General features: G+C 75.0%; 18 protein-coding genes and 2 pseudogenes. 12 read left to right on the top strand and 8 right to left on the bottom strand.

Annotation, left to right across the window (positions count from 1 at the left end):
• The first annotated feature begins 24 nt into the window (after positions 1–24).
• The 5 genes from J2S46_RS38385 to J2S46_RS38365 all read left to right on the top strand — a co-directional run bounded on the left by J2S46_RS38385 (position 25) and on the right by J2S46_RS38365 (position 9,174).
• Positions 25–228, top strand: a complete 204-nt coding sequence (locus J2S46_RS38385) for a cold-shock protein (RefSeq protein WP_034090357.1) — start codon at positions 25–27, stop codon at positions 226–228.
• 575 nt (positions 229–803) lie between these two features.
• On the top strand, positions 804–2,339 hold the full coding sequence (locus J2S46_RS38380; protein WP_191294663.1) for a DEAD/DEAH box helicase: 1,536 nt from the start codon (positions 804–806) through the stop codon (positions 2,337–2,339).
• Between the two features lie 172 nt (positions 2,340–2,511).
• Positions 2,512–6,228, top strand: a complete 3,717-nt coding sequence (locus J2S46_RS38375) for a SpoIIE family protein phosphatase (protein ID WP_191294662.1) — start codon at positions 2,512–2,514, stop codon at positions 6,226–6,228.
• Between the two features lie 161 nt (positions 6,229–6,389).
• The gene (locus J2S46_RS38370) at positions 6,390–7,277 is read left to right on the top strand and encodes a class I SAM-dependent methyltransferase (RefSeq protein WP_191294661.1); all 888 of its coding nucleotides are present in this window, start codon (positions 6,390–6,392) and stop codon (positions 7,275–7,277) included.
• A gap of 358 nt (positions 7,278–7,635) precedes the next feature.
• On the top strand, positions 7,636–9,174 hold the full coding sequence (locus J2S46_RS38365) for a M1 family metallopeptidase (RefSeq protein WP_191294660.1): 1,539 nt from the start codon (positions 7,636–7,638) through the stop codon (positions 9,172–9,174).
• A 242-nt stretch (positions 9,175–9,416) separates the two neighbouring features.
• Here J2S46_RS38365 and J2S46_RS38360 read toward each other — a convergent pair whose 3' ends face one another.
• Positions 9,417–9,797, bottom strand: coding sequence for a DoxX family protein (locus J2S46_RS38360; protein WP_191294659.1), 381 nt, complete (start codon positions 9,795–9,797; stop codon positions 9,417–9,419).
• A gap of 318 nt (positions 9,798–10,115) precedes the next feature.
• On the bottom strand, positions 10,116–11,216 hold the full coding sequence (locus J2S46_RS38355) for a baeRF3 domain-containing protein (protein WP_191294658.1): 1,101 nt from the start codon (positions 11,214–11,216) through the stop codon (positions 10,116–10,118).
• A 250-nt stretch (positions 11,217–11,466) separates the two neighbouring features.
• On the opposite strand from J2S46_RS38355, the gene J2S46_RS38350 reads away from it, so the two are divergent.
• The 3 genes from J2S46_RS38350 (at position 11,467) to J2S46_RS38340 (ending at position 14,039) form a co-directional block, all read left to right on the top strand.
• Positions 11,467–12,075, top strand: coding sequence for a hypothetical protein (locus J2S46_RS38350; RefSeq protein ID WP_229913430.1), 609 nt, complete (start codon positions 11,467–11,469; stop codon positions 12,073–12,075).
• Between the two features lie 77 nt (positions 12,076–12,152).
• Positions 12,153–12,365, top strand: coding sequence for a hypothetical protein (locus J2S46_RS38345; protein ID WP_191294657.1), 213 nt, complete (start codon positions 12,153–12,155; stop codon positions 12,363–12,365).
• 126 nt (positions 12,366–12,491) lie between these two features.
• Positions 12,492–14,039, top strand: a complete 1,548-nt coding sequence (locus J2S46_RS38340) for an ATP-dependent DNA ligase (protein WP_191294656.1) — start codon at positions 12,492–12,494, stop codon at positions 14,037–14,039.
• Positions 14,040–14,243: 204 nt separating this feature from the next.
• Here J2S46_RS38340 and J2S46_RS38335 read toward each other — a convergent pair.
• Positions 14,244–14,966 (bottom strand): annotated as a pseudogene (locus J2S46_RS38335) (putative Ig domain-containing protein); the annotation flags it as partial.
• 201 nt (positions 14,967–15,167) lie between these two features.
• Positions 15,168–15,788, bottom strand: a pseudogene (locus tag J2S46_RS38330) (S1 family peptidase); the annotation flags it as partial.
• A gap of 674 nt (positions 15,789–16,462) precedes the next feature.
• On the opposite strand from J2S46_RS38330, the gene J2S46_RS38325 reads away from it, so the two are divergent.
• Positions 16,463–16,930, top strand: a complete 468-nt coding sequence (locus J2S46_RS38325) for a DUF5709 domain-containing protein (protein WP_191294819.1) — start codon at positions 16,463–16,465, stop codon at positions 16,928–16,930.
• 311 nt (positions 16,931–17,241) lie between these two features.
• Positions 17,242–17,442 carry a hypothetical protein gene (locus J2S46_RS38320; protein ID WP_073926448.1) on the top strand — a complete coding sequence of 67 codons (201 nt, stop codon included), beginning with the start codon at positions 17,242–17,244 and terminating at the stop codon, positions 17,440–17,442.
• A gap of 251 nt (positions 17,443–17,693) precedes the next feature.
• Here J2S46_RS38320 and J2S46_RS38315 read toward each other — a convergent pair whose 3' ends face one another.
• Positions 17,694–18,263 (bottom strand): TetR/AcrR family transcriptional regulator, encoded by a 570-nt coding sequence (locus tag J2S46_RS38315; RefSeq protein ID WP_191294818.1) that lies wholly within the window; start codon positions 18,261–18,263, stop codon positions 17,694–17,696.
• Between the two features lie 94 nt (positions 18,264–18,357).
• Between J2S46_RS38315 and J2S46_RS38310 the strand changes: the two genes are divergently transcribed.
• Together J2S46_RS38310 and J2S46_RS38305 are read left to right on the top strand one after the other, a co-directional pair.
• Positions 18,358–19,866, top strand: coding sequence for an MFS transporter (locus J2S46_RS38310; protein ID WP_191294817.1), 1,509 nt, complete (start codon positions 18,358–18,360; stop codon positions 19,864–19,866).
• A gap of 123 nt (positions 19,867–19,989) precedes the next feature.
• Positions 19,990–21,012 (top strand): YihY/virulence factor BrkB family protein, encoded by a 1,023-nt coding sequence (locus J2S46_RS38305; protein ID WP_191294816.1) that lies wholly within the window; start codon positions 19,990–19,992, stop codon positions 21,010–21,012.
• Positions 21,013–21,114: 102 nt separating this feature from the next.
• Here the strand turns inward: J2S46_RS38305 and J2S46_RS38300 are convergent, their stop codons facing one another.
• The 3 genes from J2S46_RS38300 to J2S46_RS38290 form a co-directional block, all read right to left on the bottom strand.
• Positions 21,115–22,077 (bottom strand): electron transfer flavoprotein subunit alpha/FixB family protein, encoded by a 963-nt coding sequence (locus J2S46_RS38300; RefSeq protein WP_307352593.1) that lies wholly within the window; start codon positions 22,075–22,077, stop codon positions 21,115–21,117.
• A gap of 44 nt (positions 22,078–22,121) precedes the next feature.
• Complete coding sequence (locus J2S46_RS38295) at positions 22,122–22,907, bottom strand: electron transfer flavoprotein subunit beta/FixA family protein (protein WP_307352591.1); 786 nt, start codon at positions 22,905–22,907, stop codon at positions 22,122–22,124.
• Between the two features lie 322 nt (positions 22,908–23,229).
• Complete coding sequence (locus tag J2S46_RS38290; RefSeq protein ID WP_191291498.1) at positions 23,230–25,668, bottom strand: SpoIIE family protein phosphatase; 2,439 nt, start codon at positions 25,666–25,668, stop codon at positions 23,230–23,232.
• Positions 25,669–26,273 lie beyond the last annotated feature (605 nt).

Genomic DNA, 26,273 nt, shown 5'->3' with positions numbered 1-26,273 from the left:
TACAGTTCTGAAGGAGATTTTTATATGGCTACTGGCACCGTGAAGTGGTTCAACGCGGAAAAGGGCTTTGGCTTCATCGAGCAGGACGGTGGCGGCGCTGACGTGTTCGCCCACTACTCGAACATCAACGCCCAGGGCTTCCGTGAGCTGCTCGAGGGCCAGAAGGTCGAGTTCGACGTCACGCAGGGCCAGAAGGGCCCGCAGGCGGAGAACATTCGCCCCCTCTGACTTCCACTGCACCGGCATCTGCCATCGCAGCAGAGGCCCGTACCGTGTGCAAGCACGGTACGGGCCTCTGGCCGTTTTTCACCGGGCCCGGCCGCGCCGAACACGGCCCGGCACTCCCTCCGGTGACACTCCGTACGCCAACTTCGGGCCAGCCGTACACGCCTCGTTCCGACCGTGTGCATACCCCGGACATGCCGCGTACACGTTCCCCGGTGTTTCGCACCCGCTTTTCCGCGTTCTCGCTCCGGCTACGCGTTTTCGCCCCGGTTCCGCCACTCGCCCAGGTCCCGCCTGCGGCCCGGTGAACCACGCGGACGGGACGCGCGTCCCGGTCCCGTCCGGCGCGGACCGCTGCTCCCCGCCCGGACCCCCGCCCCGCCGCCCCGTACCGAGCCGCTCGCTCCCGTTCGGGGTGACGCCGCCGGGGCCGCCGGCCGGCGACCCCGGGTGATGTGCGGCACGGTTCCACCGCCTACGCCAGGCTCCACAGCTCAGGCCCGTTCCTTGCGACCTCCCCGTGGCCCCGTGCCGGGAGTCCTCCTCGCGACGTGCCTCCCGAGGAAGGATCTCTCCCCATGACCGGTTCCACCCGCTCCTCGTACTCCCCCTCGGCCGCCCGCTCCGGCGGCCGTTCCGCGTCCGCCGCCGGCCGCTCCGGCGGGCGCCCGTCCGCCGGCGGCCGTCGCGGCGGCGGTGCCCCGGCCAACCGCCGGCACGGCTCCGGGCAGGGCGAGTTCGCGCTCCCGGTGGGCTCCCCCGCACTGCCGGCGGTCGAGACCTTCGAGGAGTTGGAGATGCCCTCCCAGCTCCTCTCCACCCTGCTCGGCCAGGGCGTCACCGCGCCGTTCCCGATCCAGGCCGCGACCCTGCCGAACTCGCTGGCCGGCCGGGACGTCCTCGGCCGGGGCCGCACCGGCTCCGGCAAGACGATCGCCTTCGGCCTCGCCCTGCTGGCCCGCACCGCCGGCCGCCGGGCGCAGCCCGGCCGGCCGCTCGCCCTGGTGCTGGTGCCGACCCGTGAACTGGCCCAGCAGGTGACCGAGGCGCTCACGCCCTACGCGCACGCCGTACGCCTGCGCATGGCGACCGTGGTCGGCGGCATGCCGATCCGTCGCCAGGCCCACCTGCTGCACCGCGGCGCGGAGATCGTCGTGGCCACCCCCGGCCGGCTGAAGGACCTGGTCGAGCGCGGCGACTGCCGGCTGGACGAGGTGTCGGTGACCGTGCTGGACGAGGCCGACCAGATGGCCGACATGGGCTTCCTGCCGCAGGTCACCGAGCTGCTGGAGCAGGTCGAGCAGGACGGGCAGACGATGCTCTTCTCGGCCACCCTGGACCGCAACGTGGACCGGCTGGTGCGCCGCTTCCTCAAGGACCCGGTGACCCACTCGGTGGACCCGTCCACCGCCACCGTCAGCACCATGGAGCACCACCTGCTGCACGTGCAGAACCACGACAAGGACACCGCGATCGCGCACATCGCCTCCCGCGAGGGCGGCGTGATCATGTTCACCGACACCAAGGACTCCGCCGACCGGCTGGTGGAGTCCCTGCTGGCCAACGGCGTCCTGGCCGCCGCCCTGCACGGCGGCAAGTCCCAGCCGCAGCGCACCCGGACCCTGGAGCAGTTCCGGGCCGGCGAGGTCACCGCGCTGATCGCCACCAACGTCGCGGCCCGGGGCATCCACATCGACGGCCTCGACCTGGTGGTCAACATCGACCCGCCGACCGACCACAAGGACTACCTGCACCGGGGCGGCCGCACCGCCCGCGCGGGCGAGTCCGGCACCGTGGTCACCCTCGTACTGCCCAGGCAGCGCCGGGGCACCGCCCGGATGATGGCCTCCGCCGGGATCACCCCCAACTCGGTGGCGGTGCGCTCCGGCGACGCCGAACTCACCCGGATCACCGGTGCCTGCGTGCCCACCGGTGTGCCGGTCGCCGCGCCCGAGCCGGTGGTGGAGCGCCCCCGCCGCCGCCCGTACGGCACCTCCGGCGCGCGCGGCCACGCCGGGTACCCGGCCCGTGGCACCCGCTCCGCCCAGCCCGCGGGCCGCTCCGGGCGGCCGGCCCGGGCGGCGGCGCCGAGGCGCGGCGGCCCCGCCGCGTAACCGCACCGCCCCTGGGGCGGCCCGCCGGACGTCACTGAAGGCGGCGGGTGCGCACCGCACCCGCCGCCTTCACGTGCCCCCGCCGCCCCGGGACCGTTCACCCCGGGTGGCCCGGGGCAGTCGGTGCGAAGATGGCAGGGCGGGTATTCGACCTCCGGGCGGTTTCCTGGCCATGCAGACGGACGGGCACAACGCGGCTGCGGGCGCCCGCCGGGACACACCCGGCGGGCGGCCCGCTCAGGACGGCCTCCTGTCGGTCCCGATCGCCACGGCGCTGATCGAGGACGACGGGCGGATCCTGCACTGGAGCGCCGACGCCGAGGCGCTGCTCGGCTACTCCGCCGAGGAGGCGGTCGGCACGATGGCCGCGAAGATCCTGGTCACCGACGAGCAGCGGCCCGGCGTGATGAGCCTGTTCGAAGGCATCCTGCACGGCCGCGGCTGGTCGGGCGTCTTCCCGGTGCGCCACCGCGACGGCCACCACGTGAACCTGGAGTTCCGCACCCACCCGATCTCCGGCCCCGGCGGGCGTCCGCTCGTCCTGGCGGTGGCCTCGGACGTCACGGCGCTGCGCCGGGTGGAGGCCGATCTGGCGGTGCTCGACGGCTTCTTCACCCAGTCCCCGATCGGTATGGCGGTGTACGACACCGAGCTGCGCTACGTCCGGCTGAACGCGGCCCTGGCGCGCTCCAACGGCCTGCTCGTGCCGGACCACCTGGGCCGCCGGGTCACCGAGGTGCTGCCGGGGATCAACGGCGCGGAGATCGAGTCGGTGATGCGGCAGGTGCTGGAGACCGGGGAACCGGTGATCGACACCCGCTCGCACGGCCGCACCCCGGGGGACCCGGAGCGCGAGCACGCCTGGTCGGCCTCGTACTTTCGGCTGGAGGAGCCGGGCGGCAAGATCCTCGGGGTGAGTTCCACCATCGTCGACGTCACCGAGCACTACCGGGCCGAGTCGCTGGCGGCCACCGCCCAGGAGCGGCTGACCCTGCTGGTGGACGCCGCCGCGTCGGTCGGCACCACGCTGGACCTGCGGCAGACCGCGAAGGAACTGGCCGACGCGATCGTGCCGAGGATCGCCGACTCCTGCGGGGTGTTCGCGTTGGAGAACATGATGGCCGAGGCCGGCGCGGGGCGGCCGCCCGCACCACCCGGCACCGAGCGACTGCGGGTCCGCCGGCTGGCGTTGGCCGCCTCCGAGGCGGACTACCCGTTGCAGGACCTGCCGGTCGACACCGTGCACGACATCCCGCCGGATTCGGCGTACGCCAAGGCCCTGGCCGGCGGCCGGCCGGTGGTGGCGCCGTCCTGGGAGCTGCCGCTGCTGGCGGCGGGGATGCCGGCCGAACGGCTGCGGGCCTACCGGGGGCGCCGCTCGCGCGCGGTGCGGATCGCGCCGCTGGTGGCCCGGGGCACGGTGCTCGGCATGGTGGTCTACTCCCGGCGGGGCGACCGGGCCGCGTTCGCCAAGGCGGACTTCACCCTCGGTGACGAACTGGCCCTGCGGGCCGCGGTCTCGATCGACAACGCCCTGCTGTACCTGCGCCGCGAGCAGGTCCTGAAGGCACGGGCGCAGGCCCTGCGGGACGCCAAGGCGGCCCAGGAGCGCCTCGCCGTGGTCAACTCGGCCACCACCCGGATCGGCACCACGCTGGACCTCGGGCAGACCGCCCGGGAGCTGGCCGAGGTCGCCACGCCGCGGCTGGCCGACGCGGTGGCCGTCGAGGTGCTGGACTCGCTGCTGCGCGGGGAGCGCGAGGTGCTCGGCCCGGCGGACCGCTCGGCGCAGCTGCGCCGGCTGGCCTTCAACGCCGTCGAGGGCTCGGGCGTGGTGCCGGTCCAGCCGGTCGGCGCGGTGATGCGCTTCCACCCGAGCACGCCGCGCTCCTGGAGCCTGACCCACCGGCGGGCGGTGCTGGTGCCGCGGATGGACGACGAGGGCATCGCCTGGCTCGCCGACGACCCGGTGCGGGCCGAGGCCGCCCGGGACCAGGGGGTGCACACCTTCATGGTGGTACCGCTGATCGCCCGCGGCACGGCGGTCGGCATCGCGGCCTTCTACCGGACGGTCACCGCCCGCCCCTACGACGAGGACGACCTCGCGCTGGCCCGGGAGCTGGCCTCCAGGGCGGCCGTGGCGATCGACAACGCCCTGCTGTACACCCGCGAGCGGGACGCCGCGCGGGACCGCCAGCTGGCCCTGGAGGAGGGCGACGCGGCCCGCCAGCGCCTGGCCCTGCTGAACGAGGCGAGCACCCGGATCGGCACCACGCTGGACGTCCACCGCACCGCCCAGGAGCTGGTCGAGGTGGTGATCCCCCGGTTCGCCGACTTCGTCACGGTCGACCTGCTGGACAACGTCCTGGACGGCGACGACCTCACGCCCCCGCTGGCGCACGACGGCTCGGTGCGGCTGCGCGCGGTCGCGGTCGGCGAGGTGGGCCGTTCGATGGCCGGCGCCGCCGACCCCGTCGGCCAGTCCTCCAACTCCGCCGAGGTCTACGCGGAGAGCCTGCGCACCGGCCGCTCGATCCTCGTCCCCGAGGTGGACGAGGCCGCCCTGCGCCGGATCGTGGCCGCCCCGGACCGCGTGCAGCCCAGCCTGGACGCGGGCGTGCACTCGTACCTGATGGTGCCGCTGCTGGCACGTGGTGTGGTGCTGGGCGGCGCCGAGTTCATCCGGACCGGCAACCCCGACCCGTTCTCCGCGGCGGACGTGTCGCTGGCGGAGGAGCTGGCGGCGCGCGCGGCGGTCTGCATCGACAACGCCCGGCTGTACCGGCGGGAGCGGGACACCGCGCTGACCCTGCAGCGCAGCCTGCTGCCGCAGGAGGTGCACCGCACGGTGGGGCTGGAGATCGCGTACCGCTACCTGCCGAGCAGCGTCAGCAGCGAGGTGGGCGGCGACTGGTTCGACGTGGTGCCGCTCTCCTGCGGGCGGGTCGCGCTGGTGGTCGGCGACGTGATGGGCCACGGTATCCGGGCCGCCGCCACGATGGGCCAACTGCGTACGGTGGCGAGGACGCTGATCACGCTGGACATGGATCCGGCCCGGGTGCTGCGCCGGCTGGACGACGCGACGGCGGCGATCGGCGAGGGCCAGTTCGCCACCGGGGTCTGCCTGGTCTACGACCCGCTGGAGCGCTCCTGCACGGCCGCCAGCGCCGGGCACCTGCCGCCGGTGGTGGCCGCCCCCGACGGGTCGGCCCGGCTGGTGTCGCTGCCGCCCGGCGCGCCGCTGGGGGTGGGCGGGGTGCCGTTCGAGACGGTCGAGTTCACCCTGCCGGAGGATGCCATCCTGGCGCTCTACACCGACGGCCTGGTCGAGCGGCGGGGCCACGACATCGACGAGGGCCTGGAGCTGCTGCGCCGGACGATGGCCGAGCGGAAGTTCTCGCTGGAGCGCACCTGCGACGCGGTGCTGACCGCCCTGGACGCGCCGGCCAGCGAGGACGACATCGCGGTCATCATGGCGCGCTGCCGGCCGGTCGGCGCGGACCGGATCGCCACCCTCCCGCTCGGCGGGGACCACGCGATGGTCCGGCACGCCCGCCGGTTCACCCGGCGCACCCTGGCCGGCTGGGACCTCGCGCCGATCGGCGACCTGACCGAGCTGCTGACCAGCGAACTGATCACCAACGCCATGCTGCACGCCGGCGCGCCCACCCAGCTGCGGATCTTCCGCAACCGCTACCTGACGGTCGAGGTCGCCGACCAGGACACCCGTGCGCCCCGCCCGCGCCGGGCGGCCGAGGGTGACGAGGGCGGCCGCGGGATGCACCTGGTGGAAGAGCTGGCCCATCGCTGGGGCAGCCGCAGCACCGGCCACGGCAAGGTGGTCTGGTTCGAGGTGGAACTCCCCGGCGCCGCGGGCCTCCAGGACTGACCGGGCCCCGCCCGTGCCGCCGCCGGGGCCCGCCGGCGTCGGCCGCAGACCGCCGTCGGCCGCCCGCCCCACCAGCCCCACCCGCCCCAGCCGCCGCCCGGCCGGTGCGGCATAGTGGCGGCGGGGCACGACCGGACGACCTACCACGACGAGCGGGAACGATGGAGACAGACGTGGCGATGGTGGAGAGTCCGAAGCGCCCGGCCGATGCGGCCGGTGCGGACCCGAACGGGAAGGGCACCGACTTCGAGGAGTTCGAACGCGCCGGCTGGGCACGGCGCAGCGGTACGTACGACGCGGGCTTCGGCCGGATGACGGCGGGCGTGCACGAGCGGTTGCTGGACTCGGCGGGCGTGCGGCCGGGCACCCGGTTGCTGGAGGTGGGCTGCGGCACCGGCCGGCTGGCGCTGGCCGCGCTCGGCCGGGGGGCCGCGGTGGTGGCCACGGACGCGGTGGAGCAGATGGTGGCGCAGGCCGCCGCCGCGCTCCCGCAGGCCCGGGTGCTGCACGGCGCCCTGCCCCGGCTGCCGTTCGCCGACGGGGAGTTCGACGCGGTGGCCGGCGCCTTCGTGATCAACCATGTCCCCGAACCGGTCCCGGCGGTGGCCGAGTTGGCCCGGGTGACGGCTCCCGGCGGCCGGGTGGCCCTGTCCTGGTGGGACGCGCCCGACCGGAATCCGGCGCAGGGCCTGGTCGCCGCCGCGGTGGCCGAGGCGGGCGCGACCCCGGTCGGCGACCTGCCCACCCACTCCCCGTTCGCGCCGTACGCCTCGCCGGAGGCCTTCGCGGGCCTGCTGGCCGGTGCCGGACTGGCGGCGATCCGGGTGGAGCCCGTCCGCTGGACGCACCAGGTGGACCCGGACCGCTGGTGGCGGGACATCCTGACCGGGACGGTGCTGACCTCCTCGCTGATCGAGGGTCAGGACGCCCGGACGGTGGCACGGATCCGCGCCGCGTACGACCGGCTGGTAGCGCCGTTCGCGCAGCCCGACGGCTCGGTGCGGCTGCCGGTGGCGGCGCTGGTCGCGGTCGGGACCCGGCGGGGCTAGGGCCGGTCCGGCGCAGGTCGCGCGAGCGCTGCGAGGTGGTGCGCGCAGCGCGGGGAAAGGGGACGGCCGCCGGACCTGGCCAGGTTTCCGGCGGCCGTGGCCCCGTCCGTCAGGGGGCGGGGCATTTGTCAGACTATGGACACGGGCCGTCACCCGCCAGACGAGTGGGCCATCCGGCTGACGGTCCGTGCGAGGCCAGCCGGGCACCGGCGGTCCCGGCCTCGGTGCGACGCTCCCCCGTACGACGGACGGAGGCGTCTTTTCGGGTACGAAGCGCGGCGGCCAGGGCTCGCGCGGCCGGGCGGACGGGTAGCGATCGAGCGCCGGGGTCCACCGGCCACGGCCGTCTGGGGACTTGATGATCGCACTGCTCGTCGCACGGACCGGCCTCGCCGCCGCCCTCGCCGTCACGGGTGCCACCACCGTCCACCGGGACGGAGCCGGCCCGGCCCCGGGCCGGGCCCCGGACCTCTTCCGGGCCGCCGCGCCCGCCACCCCCGGCGACCCGGTCTTCCCGGGTCTCGGCAACGCGGGGTACGACGCGCTCGCCTACCACCTCGCCTTCGACTACCGGGAGGACAGCCGGACCGTCGACGCCGTCGCGGAGATGACCGCGCGCAGCACCGCGGACCTGCCGTGGTTCGAACTCGACGCGCTGGGCCTGTCGGTGCACGGGGTGCGGGTCGACGGGCGGCCCGCGGCCTTCGCCCTGCACGACGAGAAGCTGCGGGTCACCCCGGCGGCCACCGTCCGGCGCGGGTCGGGCCTGACGGTCAGCGTCGCGTACTCCGCCGACCCGCGGGCGCCGCTCCCGCACAGCGGCTGGGTCCCGACCACCGACGGGTTCGCCCTGGCGGGGCAGCCGAACAGCGCGCACACGGTCTTCCCGTGCAACGACCACCCGAGCGACAAGGCCGCGTACACCGTCCGGGTGACGGCGCCGAGCCGCCTGCTGGGGGTGGCCGGCGGCACCCTCACCGACACCGAGGAGCACGGCGGCCGCACCACCCGCAGCTACGTGATGCGCGACCCGACCGCCGCCGAGCTGGTCCAGGTCGCGGTCGGCGACTACCTGGTGCGGGAGCGCCCGCTGCCCGGCGGCCCGCGGCTGCGCGACGTCGTGCCGGTGGGCCGGGCGGCCGCGCTCGGGCCCGCGCTGGACCTCACGGCGGCTCAGCTGGCCTGGGCCGAACGGCACCTCGGGGCGTATCCCTTCGAGGCCTACGGGCTGCTGCCGGTGGACACCGACGACCCGGCGGCGTTCGGGTTCACCGGTCTGGAGACCCAGACCCTGACGCTCTACAAGCCCGGATTCCTGACCCACCCGGAGCCCCGGATCGGGGCGCACATGATGCACGAGCTGGTGCACTCCTGGTTCGGCGACAGCGTCTCGCCCCGGACCTGGGCCGACCTCTGGCTGAACGAGGGTCACGCCGACTACTACGGCATGCTGTACCGCTACGAGCGGGGCTGGCCGGACGGCCTCGGCCTCACCTCGCTGGAGGCCGCCCTGCGCCAGGTCTACGCGCAGGGCGACCAGTGGCGGCTCGACTCCGGACCGGTCGCGGCCCCCACCCGGACCGGCCTCTTCGACAGCCAGCGCTACGCCGGCGGGGTGCTGGTCCTGTTCGCCCTGCGGGAGAAGGTCGGTGCGGCGGTCTTCGACCGGATCGAGCGGACGTTCCTGGCCCGGTACCGGCACGGGGTAGCCTCCACCGGCGACTTCGTCGCGACCGCCGGCGAGGTGGCCGGCCAGGACCTGAGCGGGTTCCTGACGGAATGGCTCTACGGCACCCGCACCCCGCCGATGCCGGGCCACCCGGACTGGACGGTTGCGGCGCCCGTCCCCGGCGGCCTCGCGTCCCGCAGCAGGCCGCAGGGCTCCGCGACGCTCTGACCCCTGCACCGTCCCGGCCGGCCGGCCGGCCGGGGGTGCGGTACGGGGGGTGCGGCATCGGGGTGCGGTCGGGGCCGGCCAGGGGGTGCAGTCGTACGCCCGCGCGTACGCCCGGTCCGTGCTGCGCCGCGCCGCCCGCGCGCCGCTGCCCGCGCCGGTGGCCGCGGGCCACCGTAGTGCCCACGGCCCGCCCGTCGACCGGCTCTGCTCCGGACGGCGGGCGGGACGTCCAGCCGCCGGGGTCAGGCCTTCCGGCCGACCCGCAGGGCCCACCAGACCAGCGGGATCTGCAGCGGCACCCGGGCCCAGGCCCCCTGCCGGTACGGGGTGGGGCGGCGGCGCCAGTCGACCGCCATCTTCACGTTGCCGGGCAGGACGGCCACGAAGAGACCGGCCGCGGCGAGCCCGCCGATCCTCCGGGTGCGCGGCACGGCGACGGCCGTCCCGATCGCCAGCTCCGCGACGCCGCTCGCGTAGGTCCAGGCCCGGGGCCCGCCGGGCAGCGAGCGGGGGACGAGGGCGTCGAAGGTCTTCGGCCGGGCGAAGTGGGCCGCACCGGCCAGCAGGAGCAGCGCTGCCAGCGGGCGCGCGGCCCGGCCGGCGGACGAACGGGGCGATGACACGGGGTACCTCCGGGGGCCGTTCCGAAGCGGAAGGCGCCAGGTTACCGGAGAGTAGCAAGGTCGTGCCGAGTCCTCCCGTACACATCCGGTGAAGATCGTCGGGCCGGTAGGTCCGCCCGGCACCCCGTGCGGGCCGCACGGGCGCCCGCCACGGCCGCCCGTACGCCTGGGCAGCACGGTGCACCACCAGGGCGGGCGGTTTTCGCCGCCTCCGTCCCCGTCCGTGACGACACGTCGGCCGCCCGGCACGCCGGAGCGGCGCACCCGCCGGCGGGGCACGAGCCCCGCTCCGCGGCCGCGCCGCTCGCGCGCGGTGGCTCAGTAGCGCAGGACGGCCGCGATCCGGCCCTGACCGGCCAGCTCCCCGGTGGGCACGAACTCCACCTGGGCGCCGGTGTCCAGGGCCCGCTCGACGATCTCGTCGACCATGTCGTCGCGCACGTCCGGCTCGCCCGCGGGCGCCGGGACGAGGTGGTTGTCGGTGACCCGCACCGGCTCCCAGTAGTCCTCCTCCAGCACCACCAGCGCGGCCCGGCCCTCGGCCACGCTCTGCCACACCTCGTCGATGCCCGCCGCCAGCGCCTTGACGCCCAGCGCCTGGTCGAGCCGCTCCTTGGCCTGGACGACCGCGCGGGCCGCCTGGTCCTTGATCGCCCCGGCCACCGCCTCGCGCACCGCCGCCACCGAGGCCCGGCCGAGCCCGCCTCTGGGCACCTGGGCCACGGCGGTCTTGGCCGCCGTCCCGATCTCCTCCAGCACGGCGAGGGCGGCCGCCTCGCCCAGCACGTAGAGCGGGCGCGGGTCGGCCTCCAGAACGGCCGCGAGCGTGGTGTCCGCCTCGCGCAGGTAGTGCCGGGTCTGCTCGTCCCGGAAGGTGCTCGGCACGTCGCCGATCCGCTCCTTGCGCTCGACGTCCGGCAGGTCCGGCTGCAGCTCCACCGGGAATCCGCGGTCGACGGCCTCGGCCAGCCGCGGGCCGGCGCCGCCGAACAGCGCCGCGCGCTCGGCGGAGACGGTGAGCACCCAGAAGGGCGCGGCGGCGGCCTGGGCGGCGACCAGGTTGCGGGTCAGGAAGGTCTCGGAGAACACCACCCGCTCGGGCACCGCCCGCGGGAGCGACCAGACCTGGTGCTCGCCGGGAGCGGCGAAGATCAGCAGGCCGTCCTCGGCGTGCACCAGGTCGACCTCGGCGACCGCCTGGTCGAGCTGCTGGACCAGGTCCAGCCGGTCGGCCCGGGAGACCGCCTCGTCGGCCTGCAGACGGCTCTTCGCCTCCGCGACCAGGTTGCGCAGGCGCACCGGGTCCTGGGCGTTGTCGGGCTCGCTGCGGTGCGTGGGCATGACCACCGAGACCGCCGGGTAGCGGCGCGGCCGGCGGAGCTCGGCGAGGACGGACGGCGTGAGCTCGGCAGAGTGCATGAGGCGCCCTTCGTGTCAGGAATGTCCTTGGCACTCCTCCCCTGAACCGGCTGTCGCTATTCGGGTAAAACGGAAAAACCCGGAAACTGCCGAAAACTACGGGAAATGAGTACATCTCCTGCCAGGGGTCACCACCACCCGGACGGCCGAGACGACCGCGCGGCGCCCCGCGATCGGTTGCAGCCTGGGGCGAGCGGGGGCGAGCAGTCGGCCCGCCGCGATCGACCCGACGCGACTCAGGAGCGCCCACGTGACGAACACCGGCGGCCGCACGACCCTCCGAACCCACCGGCTGCACCCGCTGCGGATCGCCGCGGCGACGGCCCTGCTGGCGGTCACCGCCACCACCGTGGCGGCCTGCGGCAGCAGCTCCGACGGCACCACCGCGAGCAGCTCGCCGGGCCGCCCCACCGTGCAGGGCACACCGCCGTCCTCGTTGCTGCCCTCGGCGCTGCTCTCCTCGGCCTCCGCGCTCGCCTCGGCGGCCTCCGTCCAGGCCTCCGCCTTCCAGTCCTCGGTCTCCGCCGAGGTCTCCCGCGCCAACGCCTCCGCCTCGGCCGCGCTGGCCGGCGTGACCGGCACCGGGAACGCGGTGTCCGACGTCACCCTGACGGGCGTTCCGGTCGCCCAGTCCGGCGGCCACCGCGCCGCCGTGGTGACGATCACCAACAGCACCTCCTCGGCGGCCTCGTACGCCGTCCAGGTCGACTTCGTGGACGCCTCCGGGACCGTCGTCGACACCACCGTGGTCGGCGCGACGGACCTCCAGCCCGGGGCCAAGGCCTCACCGGTGGCCTTCGGCGGCAGCGACAGCGGGACGGCCACCACCCCCCGGGTCGCCAAGGCCCAGCGCTACTGAGCCGCCCCGGCGCGCGCGGGATCCGGGGCGCCCCCGGCGGGCCGTGACCTCCGCCGGTGCCCGTCGTTGGACACGGCATGAAGAAGCGCAGCATGCTCGCCGTCGCGTCCCTGGCCGCCGGAGTCCTCGGCTCCCTCCTCGCCCCCAGCGCGCACGCCGGGACGCCCGAGCAGGGCGTCGGCACCGGCACGCAGCCCGCCACCAGCGTCCTGGACACCGTCACCGAGGACACCCGGGCCGTCGTCGCCGACGGCAGCACGGTCGCCGGCCAGGGCACCCTCCAGGGCTGACCCGGCGCCGGGCCGGCCGGGGTTCCTCCAGGGCCCGCACCGGCCGCCCCGGCGCGTTCGCCGGGCCGGAGCCCCCGCGGCGGGGCCATGCTGGACGGAGATCTCCGCCCGGACCGAGGAGCCCGCATGCTGCTCCGGCATCTCGCCCGCACCTCGCGGGACATGGCCGCCGAGCCGGCCCGTACCGCCAAGATCACCCTGCTGGCCGAGTGCCTGCGCGCGCTGGCGCCCGAGGAGGTGCCGGCCGCCGTCGCGCTGCTCTCCGGCGAGTCGCAGCGGATGCGGATCGGGGTCGGCCCGGCGGCGCTGCGCGAACTCCCGGCCGCCGCGGCCGAGGCCACCCTCGGCGTCCTGGAGACCGAACGGACACTGCTCCGGCTGGCCGCCGTGCAGGGGCCGGGTTCCCGGGCCGAACGCCGCCGGCTGCTGGACGAATTGTTCGGCCGCGCCACCGAGGAGGAGCAGGACTTCCTGCGGGCGGTGCTGGCGGGTGAGCTGCGGCAGGGCGCCCTGGACGCGGTGATGGCGGACGCCGTCGCCCGGGCCGCCGGCGTACCCGGCGCGGCCGTCCGGCGGGCGCTGATGTTCCGCGGTTCCGCCCGCGCCGTCGCGGAGGCCGCGCTGAGCGGCGGGGTCCCCGCGCTGGCGGCCTTCCGGCTCGAAGTGGGCCGCCCGGTCCGGCCGATGCTGGCCGCCTCCGCCCCCGACGTCGCCGCCGCGCTGGAGCGGACCGGCCCGGCCGGGCTGGAGTGGAAGCTCGACGGCATCCGGATCCAGGTGCACCGGGACGGCGACGAGGTCGCGGTGTTCACCCGGGGGCTCGACGAGATCACCGGCCGACTCCCCGAGGTGGTCGAGGCGGCCAGGTCGCTACCGGTGCGCAGCGCCGTCCTGGACGGCGAGGCGATCGCGCTGGCGCCCGACGGGCGGCCGCGCCCCTTCCAGGTGACCGCCGCCCGGACGGCCTCCCGGCAGGATCCGACGCGGCTGCGGGCCGAGGTGCCGCTGCACGCCTTCTTCTTCGATCTGCTGCACCTGGACGGCGAGGACCTGGTCGACCGGCCGGCCCACCAGCGCTGGTCGGCGCTGGCCGGCGCCGTCCCGGAGGCGCTGCGGGTGCCGGCCGTCGAGACGGACGACCCGGCGACGGCCGGGGCGTTCTTCCGCCGGGTGCTGGCGCGGGGTCATGAGGGCGTCCTGGTCAAGGACCGGGAGGCGCCGTACGCGGCCGGCCGGCGCGGGGCCGGGTGGATCAAGGTCAAACCGCACCACACCCTGGACCTGGTGGTCCTGGCGGCGGAGTGGGGCAGCGGACGCCGCCGGGGCTTCCTCAGCAATCTGCACCTGGGCGCCCGGGCCGGCGACGGGCCCGGGCCCGGGCCGTGGGTGATGCTCGGCAAGACCTTCAAGGGCCTCACGGACGAGTTGCTGGCCTGGCAGACCGCCCAACTGCTGGCGCGGGAGGTCGAGCGGGACTCCTACACCGTCCGGGTGCGCCCCGAGCTGGTGGTGGAGATCGCCTTCGACGGGCTGCAGCGCAGCTCCCGCTACCCCGCCGGGCTGGCCCTGCGCTTCGCCCGGGTGGTGCGCTACCGCGAGGACAAGCCGGCCGCCGAGGCGGACACCGTCGCCACCGTCCGGGCCATCGCCGAGGCCGGCGGCCTGGGCGGCTGATCCCGCGGCCGGCCCACCGGTCCGCACCGGCGCGGTCCGTGGGCCGGCGGGCGTGGGCACGGTGGGCCGGCCCGGGGCCCGTGACGCCCGATCCCGGGCCGCGGTGCCCGGCCGGCGTGGGGCGGCCGGCGTGTGCGCCGAGGCCGCCCGGAGTGGCTCCGGGCGGCCTCGGCTTGCGCTCCCCGGCCGTTGCCGGCCCGGGTGTCAGCTGGTGGTGATGGAGGTGTCGTCGATCACGAAGCTCGTCTGCAGCGAGGAGTCCTCGGTGCCGTTGAACTTCAGGGTGACGCTCTGGCCGGCGTAGGCCGAGAGGTCGAAGGTGCGCAGCTGGTAGCCGGCCGCGGCGTTGGCGTTGGAGTAGGTGGTGAGGGCCGTGCCGTTGACGGTCACCGCGAGCTTGTCGTAGGCGGTGCTGCCGGTCTCGGCGGTGTCGATGTGCAGGTAGAAGCTCAGGGTCGCCTTGCAGCCGGCCGGGATGGTGACGGTCTGCGCGGCGCTGTCGGTGTGGGTGGAGCCGTAGCCGTTCAGCCACGCCTTCCAGCTGCCGCCGTGGGCGGCCTGGCCGGAGCTGTTGTCGACGACGCCGCTGGTGGTGGTCCAGGGGGCGGCGGTGCCGGTCTCGAAGCCGGCGTTGCCGAGCAGCTGGGCCGGGGTGCAGCTGCCGCCGCCCGTGCTCACCGTCCAGGTGAAGGAGGTCGAACCGGTCTTGTTGGCCGCGTCCTTGGCGGTCACCGTGACGTTGTAGGTGCCGGCCGTGGTGGCGGTACCGGTGATCTTGCCGGTGGAGCTGATCGACAGCCCGGTCGGCAGCCCGGTCGCGGTGAAGGTCAGCGGCGCGGTGCCGCCGGAGGCCGCGATCTGCAGGTTGGCGGTGCCGTTCACCGCGGTGCTCTGGTTGCCCGGGTTGGTCACCGAGACCGCGGCGCCGGCCGGCTTGGTGAGCAGGCAGCCGCTGACGTTGAGGTCGATGACGCGGCCCGCCCCGAGGCAGGTGGTGAACCAGTAGACCTCCTGGCCGTAGCTCTGGCCCTTGGTCACCGTGGTGGTGCCGTCGGCGGCCACCTCGCACGGGTTGTTCAGCGTGCACATGGCGCCGTCGTCGTTGCCGGTGTTGTTGATGCCGACGACCCGCTTGCTGGTGGCGTCGACGATCGGCGAACCGGAGGTGCCGTGGGTGGTGTTGCACCCGGTGCTGTAGCGGATCGAGTCGTGCCAGGTCCACTCGTCCTCGCGCAGCGTGCCGACGAACCCGTTGACGGAGCAGTTCCAGGTCTGCTTCCAGTAGGACGACGGTATGAACATCGAGGAGCCGTCGACCGGGTGGGTGTCACTGATCGTCAGCGCCGTGGTGGCGTACTTGGTGGTGATCGACCCGTAGGTGTCGGTCAGTTGGTACAGGGCGACGTCGGTGCCCGTCATGGTCGCGTAGAGGACCTTGTCCGCCTGGACGGTGCCGAGCGAGGCGCCGGAGGGGCTGAGCAGCGTGCCGCTGCGGCTGGCGCTGGTGTTCTGGATGACCTGGCCGGCGGAGGGCATCGTCGGCAGGCAGTGCCCGTTGGTGAGCATCAGCGCCCGGTCGGTGTCCACCGATGCGGGGTAACGCACCAGCGAGGCCGAGCAGTTGCTCAGCGCGATGGTGGACGTCAGGTCGCCTGCCTGGGCCGCCGCCTGCGCCGGGGTGGCGGCAGAGGTCAGGATGCCCGCGACGATCGCCGCCGCGCCGAATGCGGCGGCAAGTCTCTTGAACATGGCTCTCCTTGTGGGGGATGACGGGGCGTCCGACCGGTTGCGCACGCCCACGCCCGCATGAAACTGCCATGACCACTTCAAAGAGGTCAACCATGCGGACCGAACTCGCGGCCGAATTCCCCTGCCCCCGGGCTTCGGAGAGCACCGGGAGCCCCTGGCATCGCCCCTCACCACACCCGTGCGCCCACCGGCCCGGCCTCGGGTCCGGGCCGCCGCCCGGGCCGGCTTTTTGACGGGAAAGGGACTCCCCCGGACGAAAGCCCGCGCCCGGGCCGGGGCCGCCGATCGCCGCCGGTTCCCCCGTACGGCCGTCCCCGGTGCTCGCTCCCGGTGCTCGCTCCCGCCCCCCGGCCGGGCGCCCCCGCAGGAGCGGCCGGTCACCGCGGACGACCGCCGGACGGGTGCCCGACGGCCGGGCGCGGCCCCGTCGCCCGGCCGGCCGCGAACCCTGTTCGCCGCCTCCGGCGCCGGGCGGGACGAGTCTCCGCGAGCGCCCGCCCGGACCGACCGGCCTAACCTTGAACGTGGGCGCCGTGGCGCCCGCCCCGCACGGTGCGGCGGACATCCCGGTGACCACCGGGCCCGCGACCGCGGGGGACGGGACCCGGCGGTCGGTCCACCCCGATCCGGCACGCGGGAGCGCACAGGGGGTTTCGCACGAAGGGACGCACGCCATGGCAGCGACGGACAGCGCGAGGGGCGACGACGTCTACCAGCCCGACGGCGGCGAGATCGTCGACGACAGCGGCATCCTGGACGCCCAGGACACGCTCACCGGGCGGGAGGCCGACCCGTACGACGAGGGCTGGTCGCCACCGGAACGCGCGCTCGCGGTCGACCGCGTCGGTACGACGGCGGAGGAGCAACGGGCCGGGGAGAGCCTGGCCCAGCGCCTGTCCGAGGAGCTCCCGGACCCGGCCCTGGACCTTACGGCCGACGTCGGGGACGGGATCGGCGACGTCTCCGACACCGACGGGGAACCGCGGGACGGCGAGGTCGGAGCCACCCGCTCGGGCCGGCTGACCGCCCCCTCGGGGCGCAATCCCACCACCTTCGCCGAGGATGTGGGCATCGACGGCGCGGCCGCCTCCGCGGAGGAGGCCGCCGTCCACATCATCCCGGCCGACGGCGAATTCCTCTGACCCCGGTGCCTCGCCCCCGCTCCGACGCCGGCCGTCGCGGGTCTCCCCCGCTCCGGCGTCATGGATCCCCGGGACCGGGGAACACGCGTACGGCGACACGCACGCGCCCGGGCCGCCGGGGACGGGCGGAGGATGGACGATGGAGAGGATCCCGCGCGGCGGAGCCGGAGGAACTCCGCCCGATCACCGCGAGGACCGGTACGAGAGCCGCCGTCCGGCGCGGGCGGACCGGTACCCACGAGGAGCAGCACCGGCGTCCAGGACCGGCAGCCCGGGCCTGCGCCGACCCGCAGAAGCACCAAGGAGGCAGTATGAACACTCAGTCCGACCCGAACCGGCCGTCCGAGGGCATCACGCCCGACGCACTGCTCCACGTGGGTACCGAGGGCCCGGTCACGGCCGAGGACATCGTCCTGGCGTCCGGCCGCGACCTCAACCCGAAGAACCTCGCCTGGGCCGAGCAGAAGCTCGCCACGGAGGGCAAGGCGGCCCTCGACAGGCTGCTCCCCTGACCTCGGGCCCTTCGACCCACCAGGCCCCCGCCCCGCAGGGCCGCGCCCCACGGCCCGGGCGGCGGTGAGCCCCCGCCCTGCGCCTTTCCCGGACGCCGGTGCGGACGCCCGGCCCCGGTCCCGGCCGGGGGGGCGTCCGTACCGGCGTCCGGACGTGGCCGGCGGGGCGTCCGACACCGCCCCGCCGGTCCGAAGTACCCCGGACGGGCGTACCCGGCCCTCCCGCGCCCGGCGGGGCCCTGTCGCCCGGGTCAGCGCACCAGGGGGAGGAAGACCGTGTCGACGATCTCCTCGAGGACGTGGTCGGGAACGGGGGCGAAGGTCGTCAGGATCTCGTGGCGCAGCAGGTCGAACGGCAGGGACTTGACGCGTTCGGCGAGCGGTTCCGGTGCGATCTCGCCGCGCTCGACGGCGCGGTCGAAGAGCACGTCGAGGGCCTTCGCCCGCCCGGTGACGAACGGGTCCCGAAGGTCGGCGGGGCTGGTTCCGGTCTCCTGGTAGTAGCCGGCCAGGTGCGCGCCCATGACGGTGATGAACCGGACCCGGGTGGCGTTGATCTCCCGCATCAGGGCGAGGACGTCCCCGCGCAGGCTCCCGGTGTCGGGGGTGTCGAGGCGGTACTCCTCGAGGACGTGGACGGTGGCCGCCCGGACCAGGTCGTCGCGGTCGGACCAGCGGCGGTAGAGGACGGACGGGCTGGTGCCCGCGCGCTGGGCGACGGCGTCCATGGTGAACCGGGCGTAGCCGTTCTCCGCCAGTTCCTCCCAGGCCGCGTCCAGGAGTGCTTTCTCCAGTGCCGCTCCGCGGCGCCGCTCGGGCATCCGTGCCTCCTCCATAAGATAGGTTTGCGTATCTTATTCTAGCGCCCTACTCTGACAGCCGTAAGATACGAATCCATATCTTAGGTGGCTGTTCATGAGCACTCCCCCCGGGATCGCCCCCGCACCCGCGGCGGCCGGCCCCGCACCCGCCCCCGCCCCGCCCCGCACCCTCCGCGCGGCCTGGCCGGCCCTCGCCGGACTGTCGGCGGTGTTCCTGTTCGAAATGCTGGACAACTCGATCCTGAACGTCGCCCTGCCCACGATCGGACGCGAGCTGCACGCCTCGACGGTCGCGCTGCAGTGGGTGACCAACGCGTACGCCGTGACCTACGGCGGGCTGATGCTCCTCCTCGGCGCGACGGCCGACCGGTTCGGCCGGCGACGGATCATGCTCGTCGGCCTGGTGCTGCTCGGCACGGCGAGCCTGGCGACCGCGTTCGTCACCACCGCCGAGCAACTGATCGCCGTCCGCGCGCTGACCGGCGTGGCGGCGGCGATGACCACACCGGGCTCGATGGCGCTGGCCTTCCGGCTGTTCGAGGAGGACGGCCTGCGGGTCCGGGCGGCGACCCTGATCTCGACCGTCGGCCTGGTCGGCCTCGCGATCGGCCCGACGGTCGGCGGCTTCGTGCTGGCGGTCGCCCCCTGGCAGGTCCTGCTGCTGGTCAACGTGCCGATCGCGGCGCTGGCGGTCGTCGGCGTCCGGGCCGGCATCGCCGCCGACGAGGCGGCCGACCTGCACCGCGGCCCGTTGGACGTCCTCGGTGCGGCGCTGGGCACGGCGGCGATCGTGCTCGCACTCGTCGCGCCCACCCTGTTCGTGACCGAGGGCGCCGGATCCTGGCGGCCCTGGACGGCCGCCGCCGCGGCCGCCACGGGGGCCGTACTCTTCCTGCTGCGCCAGCGCTCGGCGCGCCACCCGCTGCTCGACCTGGAGCTCGTCGCCCGCCCCCTGGTTTCGAGCGGCCTGGCCCACAAGGCCGCGGCCGGGCTCGCGACCGCCGGCCTCGGCTACCTGGTGACGCTGCAACTGCAGCTCGACTGGGGGTGGACCCCCGCCGCGGCCGCCCTCGGCATGCTGCCGCAGGTCGTCGTGCTGGTCGCCGGCGGTGCCTTCGTCGATCCCTTCGTGCAACGGGTCGGCCTCGACCGGGCCGCCCGGCTCAGTGCCACGGCGGTCGTGTCCGGGCTCGCCCTCTACAGCCTGCTGGGCCGATTCGGGTACCCCTGGGTGGCGGCCGCCCTGGTGCTGGTGGCGGCCGGGATGCGGGTGGTAGGAGTCGTCGCCGGGGTCAACGTGCTCCGCGGCCTGCCGAAGAACCGGACCACGATCGGCGCGGCGCTCACGGACACCGCCGCCGAGGTCACCTCCGGCGTCGGCATCGCCGTCTGCGGCACCGTCCTCGCGGCGCTGTTCACCGGCGGCATCGCCGCGTCCGGCTGGAGCCCACGGCAGACCGCGCAGTTCCAGGAGGCGGTCACGGTCGCCGGCCTGCTGCTCACCGTCGCGGCCGCCGCACTGGTCGGCTGGGCGGCCCTGCGCACCCGGCACGCCGCGGACGGCCGGGCGGACGAGCCCGGCGGCGCCACGACCGGCGCGTGACCCGCGTCCGCGGACCGGCCTCGCCGAGCGGATCGCCGAACGGGGCTCCCGAACCCTGATCCGCCCCGCGACCGCACCCGGCGGATCAGGGTTCGGGAGCCCCGTTCGGGACAGACCCTCCCCATGGCATCCCCGTCCAGACCCGAGCACCCCGCCGGCGCCCCGCAGGCCGCCGTCGGCGCCGGCCCCTCGCCGCTGGTGCGGCGCAAGGCCCCGGCCACCCCCTACGAGCTGTCCGCCCGGTCCTGGCGGAGCGTCCTGCTGCGCACGGGCCGCGAGTGCCTGGCGGACGAGCTGCCGGACCGGGCCGCCGCCCTCACCTACTACGGCGTGCTGGCGATCTTCCCCGCACTGCTGGTGCTGGTCTCGCTGCTGGGGGCGATCGGCCGGTCGGCGACCGAGCGGATCCTCGACAGCCTCCAGGACCTCGCACCGGGCCCGGCCCGGGAGATCCTGCGCGAGGCCGTCGACCAGCCCCAGAACGCCGGCGCCCCCGGTTCGGTCGTGGCACTGCTGGGGCTGGCGACCGCCGTCTGGGCCGCCTCCGGCTACGTGGGAGCCTTCATCCGCTCCGCCAACGCCGTCTACGACATCGCCGAGGGACGTCCGGTCTGGAAGCTCACCCCGCTGCGGCTCGGGCTGACCGTGCTGCTGATGGTGCTGCTCGCCGCGAGCGCCGTGATCGTCGTCTTCACCGGACCGCTGGCGGACCGCGTAGGCCGGGCCCTGGGCATCGGGGCCACCGCACTGACCGTGTGGACCGTCGCCAAGTGGCCCGTCCTGGTGCTGCTCGTCGTGCTGATGATCGCGCTGCTGTACTGGGCCGCGCCCAACGTGCGCGGGCGGGGCTTCCGCTGGGTCACCCCCGGCAGCGTGCTCTCCGTGCTGCTCTGGCTGGCCGCGTCCGCCGGGTTCGGCCTCTACGTGGCCACCTTCGGCTCCTACAACCGCACGTACGGGACGCTCGCCGGCGTCGTGGTCTTCCTGGTCTGGCTCTGGCTCTCCAACTTCGCGATCCTGCTCGGGCTCCAGTTCGACGCCGAACTCTCCCGCGCCCGCGCGATCGCCGGCGGCCTCCCCGAGGATGAGGAGCCGTACGTGGCTCCGCGCGACACCAGCACCTGGCCGCCCGGGCCGAAGGGCTGAGCCGCCGCCGGCCTCGGCCCCGCGCGGCGAAGGCCCGCCCCCCGGGAGTGCGGTTCCCGGGGGGCGGGCCGTGGCCGGCGGCGCGGGGCCGCCCCGCCGGGGTCAGCCCTTGCGGCCGGCCGTCTCGGCGGTGAGCTGCGGGAGGACGGTGAAGAGGTCACCGACCACGCCGTAGTCGACCAGCTCGAAGATCGGGGCCTCCGGGTCCTTGTTCACCGCGACGATGGTCTTCGAGGTCTGCATGCCCGCCCGGTGCTGGATCGCACCCGAGATGCCCGCCGCCACGTACAACTGCGGGGACACCTGCTTGCCGGTCTGACCGACCTGGTTGGTGTGCGGGTACCAGCCCGCGTCCACCGCCGCCCGCGAGGCACCCACGGCCGCGCCCAGCGCGTCCGCCAGCTCCTCCACCACACCGAAGCCCTCCGCCGCACCCACACCGCGACCGCCCGACACCACGATCGCGGCCTCGGTCAGCTCCGGACGACCCGAGGACACCCGCGGCGTACGCGAGGTCACCGTCGCCGCGTTACCGGTGAACGCCACCACCACGCTCTCCACCGCACCCGCCGCGGCGGCGGCCTCCGGCGACGTCGAGTTCGGCTTCACCGTGATCACCGGCGTACCGTGCGACACCCGCGACCTCACCTGGAACGACGCCGCGAACACCGACTGCGTCGCCACCGGACCACCCTCACCGGCCTCCAGGTCCACCGCGTCCGTGATGATCCCCGAACCCAGGCGCAGCGCCACCCGGGCGGCGACCTCCTTGCCCTCGCCGGAGGAGGTGACCAGCACGGCGGCGGCGTCGGCGGCCCCGGCGATCTGGGCCAGCGCGTCGACCTTGGGGACGACCAGCTGGTCGGTGAACTCCGGGCCGTCGGCGACGTACACCTTGGCGGCACCGAACTCGGCGGCCTTCGCGGCGATCGCGCCGGCGCCGTCACCGGCGCCCAGCACCACCGCCGACGGCTCGCCGATCCGGCGGGCCAGGGTCAGCAGTTCGAGGGCCGGCTTGCGGACCACACCGTCGGCGTGGTCGACGAGGACGAGAATCTCACCCATGGTTCGTCTACTCCTGAAAAGTCGTGAATGCGCGGGACCGCGGGTCAGATGAACTTCTGCTCGGCGAGGTAGGCGGCGAGCGCCTTGCCGCCCTCGCCCTCGTCCTTGACGACGGTGCCGGCGGTGCGCGCGGGGCGGGCCGTGACGGCCTCCACCGCGGTCCAGGCGCCGGCCAGGCCGACCTCCTCGGCATCGATGCCCAGGTCGTCCAGGTCGAAGGACTGCACCGGCTTCTTCTTCGCGGCCATGATGCCCTTGAAGGAGGGGTAGCGGGCCTCGCCGGACTGGTCGGTCACCGAGACGACGGCGGGCAGCTGCGCCTCGACCTGCTCGGTGGCGGCGTCCCCGTCGCGCCGGCCCCTGACCGTGGTGCCCTCGACGGCGACCTCGGACAGCAGGGTCAGCTGCGGCACGCCCAGGCGCTCGGCGAGCAGCGCGGGCAGCACGCCCATGGTGCCGTCGGTGGAGGCCATGCCGCCGACCACCAGGTCGAAACCGGTCTGCTCCAGCGCCTTCGCGATGATCGCCGAGGTGCCGATCACGTCGGTGCCGTGGATGTCGTCGTCGTTCACGTGGACGGCCTTGTCGGCGCCCATCGACAGGGCCTTGCGCAGCGCGTCCTTCGCGTCGTCCGGGCCCACCGTCAGCACCGTCACCTCGGCGTCGCCGTGCGCCTCCGCGATCCGCAGCGCCTGCTCCACGCCGTACTCGTCCAACTCCGACAGGAGGCCGTCGACGCCCTCCCGGTCGGTGGTGCGGTCGTCCGCGAAGCGCCGGTCACCGGTCGCGTCGGGCACGTACTTCACACAGACAACGATCCTCAAGCTCACGGCCTGTCTCCTGTGGCAGATGTCGGTCGGACTGTTCGATCCCGCGGAGCGCGGGCCGCGACGGGCGGCGGCCCGGCCTGACGGCCCAGGACCAGGTGTCCCGGCGCCGCGTGGCCCGGCGGACGAACGCACCCCCGCAGAATATGGCACTCAGTACCCTCTGTAAAGGCACTGAGTGCCATCGACTGGCGGATTTGTCGCCCACTCGGAGCCCCGTACGGCACTGAGTACCCGCCGATCGAGGTACTCGGATTCAACCGTACGGACGCCGCCCGAATGGCGTCCGAGTGCCTTCCGGACACCGGCCGGGCCCGCCGACGGCTCAGGGCAGATTCTGCTCGGCCCAGATGATCTTCCCTGTATCGGTGTAGCGGGTGCCCCAGCGCCGGCAGAGCTGGGCCACCAGGAAGAGGCCCCGGCCCCCCTCGTCGGTGGTCCTGGCGTGGCGCAGCCGGGGCGAGGTGCTGGTCCCGTCCGAGACCTCGCAGATCAGCACCGACTCGTTGATCAGGCGCAGGGTGACGGGCGCCGAGCCGTAGCGGATGGCGTTGGTGACCAGCTCGCTGACGACCAGCTCGGTGGTGAAGACCAGGTCGTCCAGCCCCCAGGCGGCGAGCGCGCCGGCGGCCAGCAGCCGGGCCTCGGCCACCACCACCGGGTCGCTCGGCAGCTCCCAGGTGACGATCCGGTCCTCGGTCAGCCGGTGGGTCCGGGCCAGCAGCAGGACGGCGTCGTCGTCCGGCCCGTCCGGCAGCATGGTCGCGAGGATGTCCTCGCAGGCGTGCTCCAGGCCCGGGCGCGCGCTCTCCAGCACCCCGCGCAGCCGCTCGCCCGCCGCCGCGGGGCCGAGGCCCGCCCCGGACACCAGGCCGTCGGTGAACAGCGCCAGGACGGTGCCCTCGGGCAGGTCGAACTCAGCCGACTCGAAGGGCAGGGTGCCCACCCCGAGCGGCGGTCCGGGCGGCAGTTCGGCGAAGGTGACCCGGCCGTCCGGGGTGAGGATCGCGGGCGCAGGGTGGCCGGCCCGGGCCATCGTGCAGTGCCCGGTCGCCGGGTCGTGCACGATGTACAGGCAGGTGGCGCCCTGCGCGGTGGCGGAGGTCTCCGCCCCCGCGGGCTGTTCGGAGCGCTCGTCCACCAGGCGCAGCACCAGGTCGTCGAGGTGGGCGAGCAGTTCGTCGGGCGGCAGGTCCATGTCGGCGAGGGTGTGCACGGCGGTGCGCAGCCGGCCCATCGCGGCGGCCGCGTTGATGCCGTGCCCGACCATGTCGCCGACCACCAGGGCCACCCGGGCGCCGGAGATCGGCAGCACGTCGAACCAGTCGCCGCCGGCGCTGCCGTCCGCCGCCGCGGGGAGGTAGCGGTAGGCGGCCTCGATGGCGGGCAGCACCGGGATGGACTGCGGCAGCAGGCTGCGCTGCAGGGTGAGGGCGGTGCGGTGCTCCCGGGTGTAGCGCCGGGCGTTGTCCAGGCAGACGGCGGCGCGCGAGACCAGCTCCTCGGCGAGCGCGAGATCCTCGGCCTCGAAGGGGTCGGAGCCGCCCGAGCGGATGAACACCGCCACGCCCAGCACCGTCCCCCGGGCCCGGACCGGGACGGCCATCAGGGAGTGCAGGTCCCAGGCGTGGCGGCTGGCACCGCGGGCGTGGTCCTCCGCCGTCCACGGCTGGCCCTGGAGCGAGGGCTGCAGCACGGCCCCTTCCTCGGCCAGGCAGCGGATCATCGGGGAGGAGGCCGGGTAGTCCGGGTCCTCGCCGATGCCGACGACCGCCTCGGGGGTCCCGGTCCGCACCGACAGGTGGGCCATCCGGCGCAGCGGCGGCGGGGCGGTCCTGTCCGGCGGGCCCGGTTCGTCGCCCTGGAGCACCGGGTCCAGCAGGTCCACCAGCGCGAGGTCGGCGAGGCCGGGCACGGCGACCTCGGTCAGCTCCCGGGCGGTCGCCTCAAGGTCGAGCGTGGTCCCGATCCGGGTGCCCGATTCGGTGAGCAGCGTCAGCCGCTCCCTGGTGCGCCAGCGGTCGGTGATGTCGACGCTGATGTAGCAGACGCCCAGCACCCGGCCGTCGTCGTCGTCCAGGCGCAGGATCGAGGTCGAGAAGGCGTGCTCCCGCCCGGGGTCGATCGGGACGTAACCGCGGTACTCGAAGTTGAGCACCGGCCGGCCGGTGTCCAGGACGGACCGGAGCTGGCGCTCCACCTGGAAGGGCGAGAGCTTCGGCAGCACGTCGCGCATCCGCCGGCCGAGCCGCTGTTCCAGGCTGACGCCGGCCATCCGCTCCAGGGTGCCGTTGATCCAGACGTAGCGCAGCTGGGTGTCGAGGACGGCGATGCCGTAGGGCGAGCGGGTGAGGAAGCGTTCCAGGACCGAGTGGCTGGCCCGCCACCAGGGGGCCCGGCCGAGGTCGATGGCGCTCAGGTGCCAGCGCCGGCCGCCCGAGATGTCGGTCAGCGCGGTGGCCTGCACGCCGAGGGTGAGCACCCGCCCGTCCCGGTGGACGACCCGGATCACCGCGCCGCTGCTGAGGCCGGCCGCGGTGCGCTCGGCGCCGCCGCGCGGGGGCAGGACGTCCGCCTGCTCGGGTGCGAGAAGTGCGCTGACGGGCCGGCCGAGCACCTGCTCCGGTCCCACGCCCAGCAGGCGGGTCGCCTCGTCGGACCATCCCACCAACGCCCCCTGCTCGTCCACGACGGCGGTGGCGGTCGGCATCAGGTCGAACGGAACGGCTCGGCCGGTGCCGGCACGGCTGTCCGAGACGGGCATGTGCGGGACCCTCCTGCAGGGGTACGCGCTCCATACTCCTCCGCACCCCTGGGGCCTGCCACCGCTTGTCCGTCGCGCCGCGGCACGGCGGACAAGCCGTGGGCAATCGGCGTGCCGCGGGTCGGTCGCCCGGCCGGCCGGGCGGGCGGGCGAGCCGCAGGGGGATCAGCCGGAAGGGGCGCAACCACAGCCGCGGGCCCTCGCTCCCCCGGATCGGGGGGATGGCCCGGCCGGGCTCCTCCAGGACGACGAAGCGGTGGTCGCAGGCCCCGGCGGTGGCCGGCTCCCAGCCGGAGTCGGCGCGGGTGCGCCGGTACCGGTGCCCGAACCGGGTCGCCGAGGCGTACCGGTTGGTGTGCGCGTCCAGCGGGAAGGCCGCCTTGGGGAACGTCTCCTACCGGCCGGCCTCGCTGTCGAGGTCCACCCGTTCGGCCCCGGCCGTCGGGGTGAGGGCACGGGCGACCGCGGGGGACCCGAAGGAGCGGTGCCTGCGAACGGCGTCGACCTGTGGGGAGTCGGCCGCGATCGGTTCGGGCTGCGGTCGGTACCGAACCGATCCGCCCCGGGCCCCCCGCACGCCCGTACGCCCGTGCCCCCCTACGCCC

The sequence above is a fragment of the Kitasatospora herbaricolor genome (genome assembly GCF_030813695.1).
GTDB classification, from domain to species: Bacteria; Actinomycetota; Actinomycetes; order Streptomycetales; family Streptomycetaceae; genus Kitasatospora; species Kitasatospora herbaricolor.
This window is presented reverse-complemented; position numbering and strand designations above follow the sequence as displayed.

Coding starts and splice junctions, on each gene's coding strand:
- J2S46_RS38345 (WP_191294657.1), top strand. CDS start 12,153: ATGAAGAAGCGCAGCATGCTCGCCGTCGCGTCCCTGGCCGCCGGAGTC.
- J2S46_RS38315 (WP_191294818.1), bottom strand. CDS start 18,263: ATGCCCGAGCGGCGCCGCGGAGCGGCACTGGAGAAAGCACTCCTGGAC.
- J2S46_RS38310 (WP_191294817.1), top strand. CDS start 18,358: ATGAGCACTCCCCCCGGGATCGCCCCCGCACCCGCGGCGGCCGGCCCC.
- J2S46_RS38340 (WP_191294656.1), top strand. CDS start 12,492: ATGCTGCTCCGGCATCTCGCCCGCACCTCGCGGGACATGGCCGCCGAG.
- J2S46_RS38320 (WP_073926448.1), top strand. CDS start 17,242: ATGAACACTCAGTCCGACCCGAACCGGCCGTCCGAGGGCATCACGCCC.
- J2S46_RS38385 (WP_034090357.1), top strand. CDS start 25: ATGGCTACTGGCACCGTGAAGTGGTTCAACGCGGAAAAGGGCTTTGGC.
- J2S46_RS38365 (WP_191294660.1), top strand. CDS start 7,636: ATGATCGCACTGCTCGTCGCACGGACCGGCCTCGCCGCCGCCCTCGCC.
- J2S46_RS38325 (WP_191294819.1), top strand. CDS start 16,463: ATGGCAGCGACGGACAGCGCGAGGGGCGACGACGTCTACCAGCCCGAC.
- J2S46_RS38375 (WP_191294662.1), top strand. CDS start 2,512: ATGCAGACGGACGGGCACAACGCGGCTGCGGGCGCCCGCCGGGACACA.
- J2S46_RS38355 (WP_191294658.1), bottom strand. CDS start 11,216: ATGCACTCTGCCGAGCTCACGCCGTCCGTCCTCGCCGAGCTCCGCCGG.
- J2S46_RS38290 (WP_191291498.1), bottom strand. CDS start 25,668: ATGCCCGTCTCGGACAGCCGTGCCGGCACCGGCCGAGCCGTTCCGTTC.
- J2S46_RS38305 (WP_191294816.1), top strand. CDS start 19,990: ATGGCATCCCCGTCCAGACCCGAGCACCCCGCCGGCGCCCCGCAGGCC.
- J2S46_RS38380 (WP_191294663.1), top strand. CDS start 804: ATGACCGGTTCCACCCGCTCCTCGTACTCCCCCTCGGCCGCCCGCTCC.
- J2S46_RS38370 (WP_191294661.1), top strand. CDS start 6,390: ATGGAGACAGACGTGGCGATGGTGGAGAGTCCGAAGCGCCCGGCCGAT.
- J2S46_RS38300 (WP_307352593.1), bottom strand. CDS start 22,077: ATGGGTGAGATTCTCGTCCTCGTCGACCACGCCGACGGTGTGGTCCGC.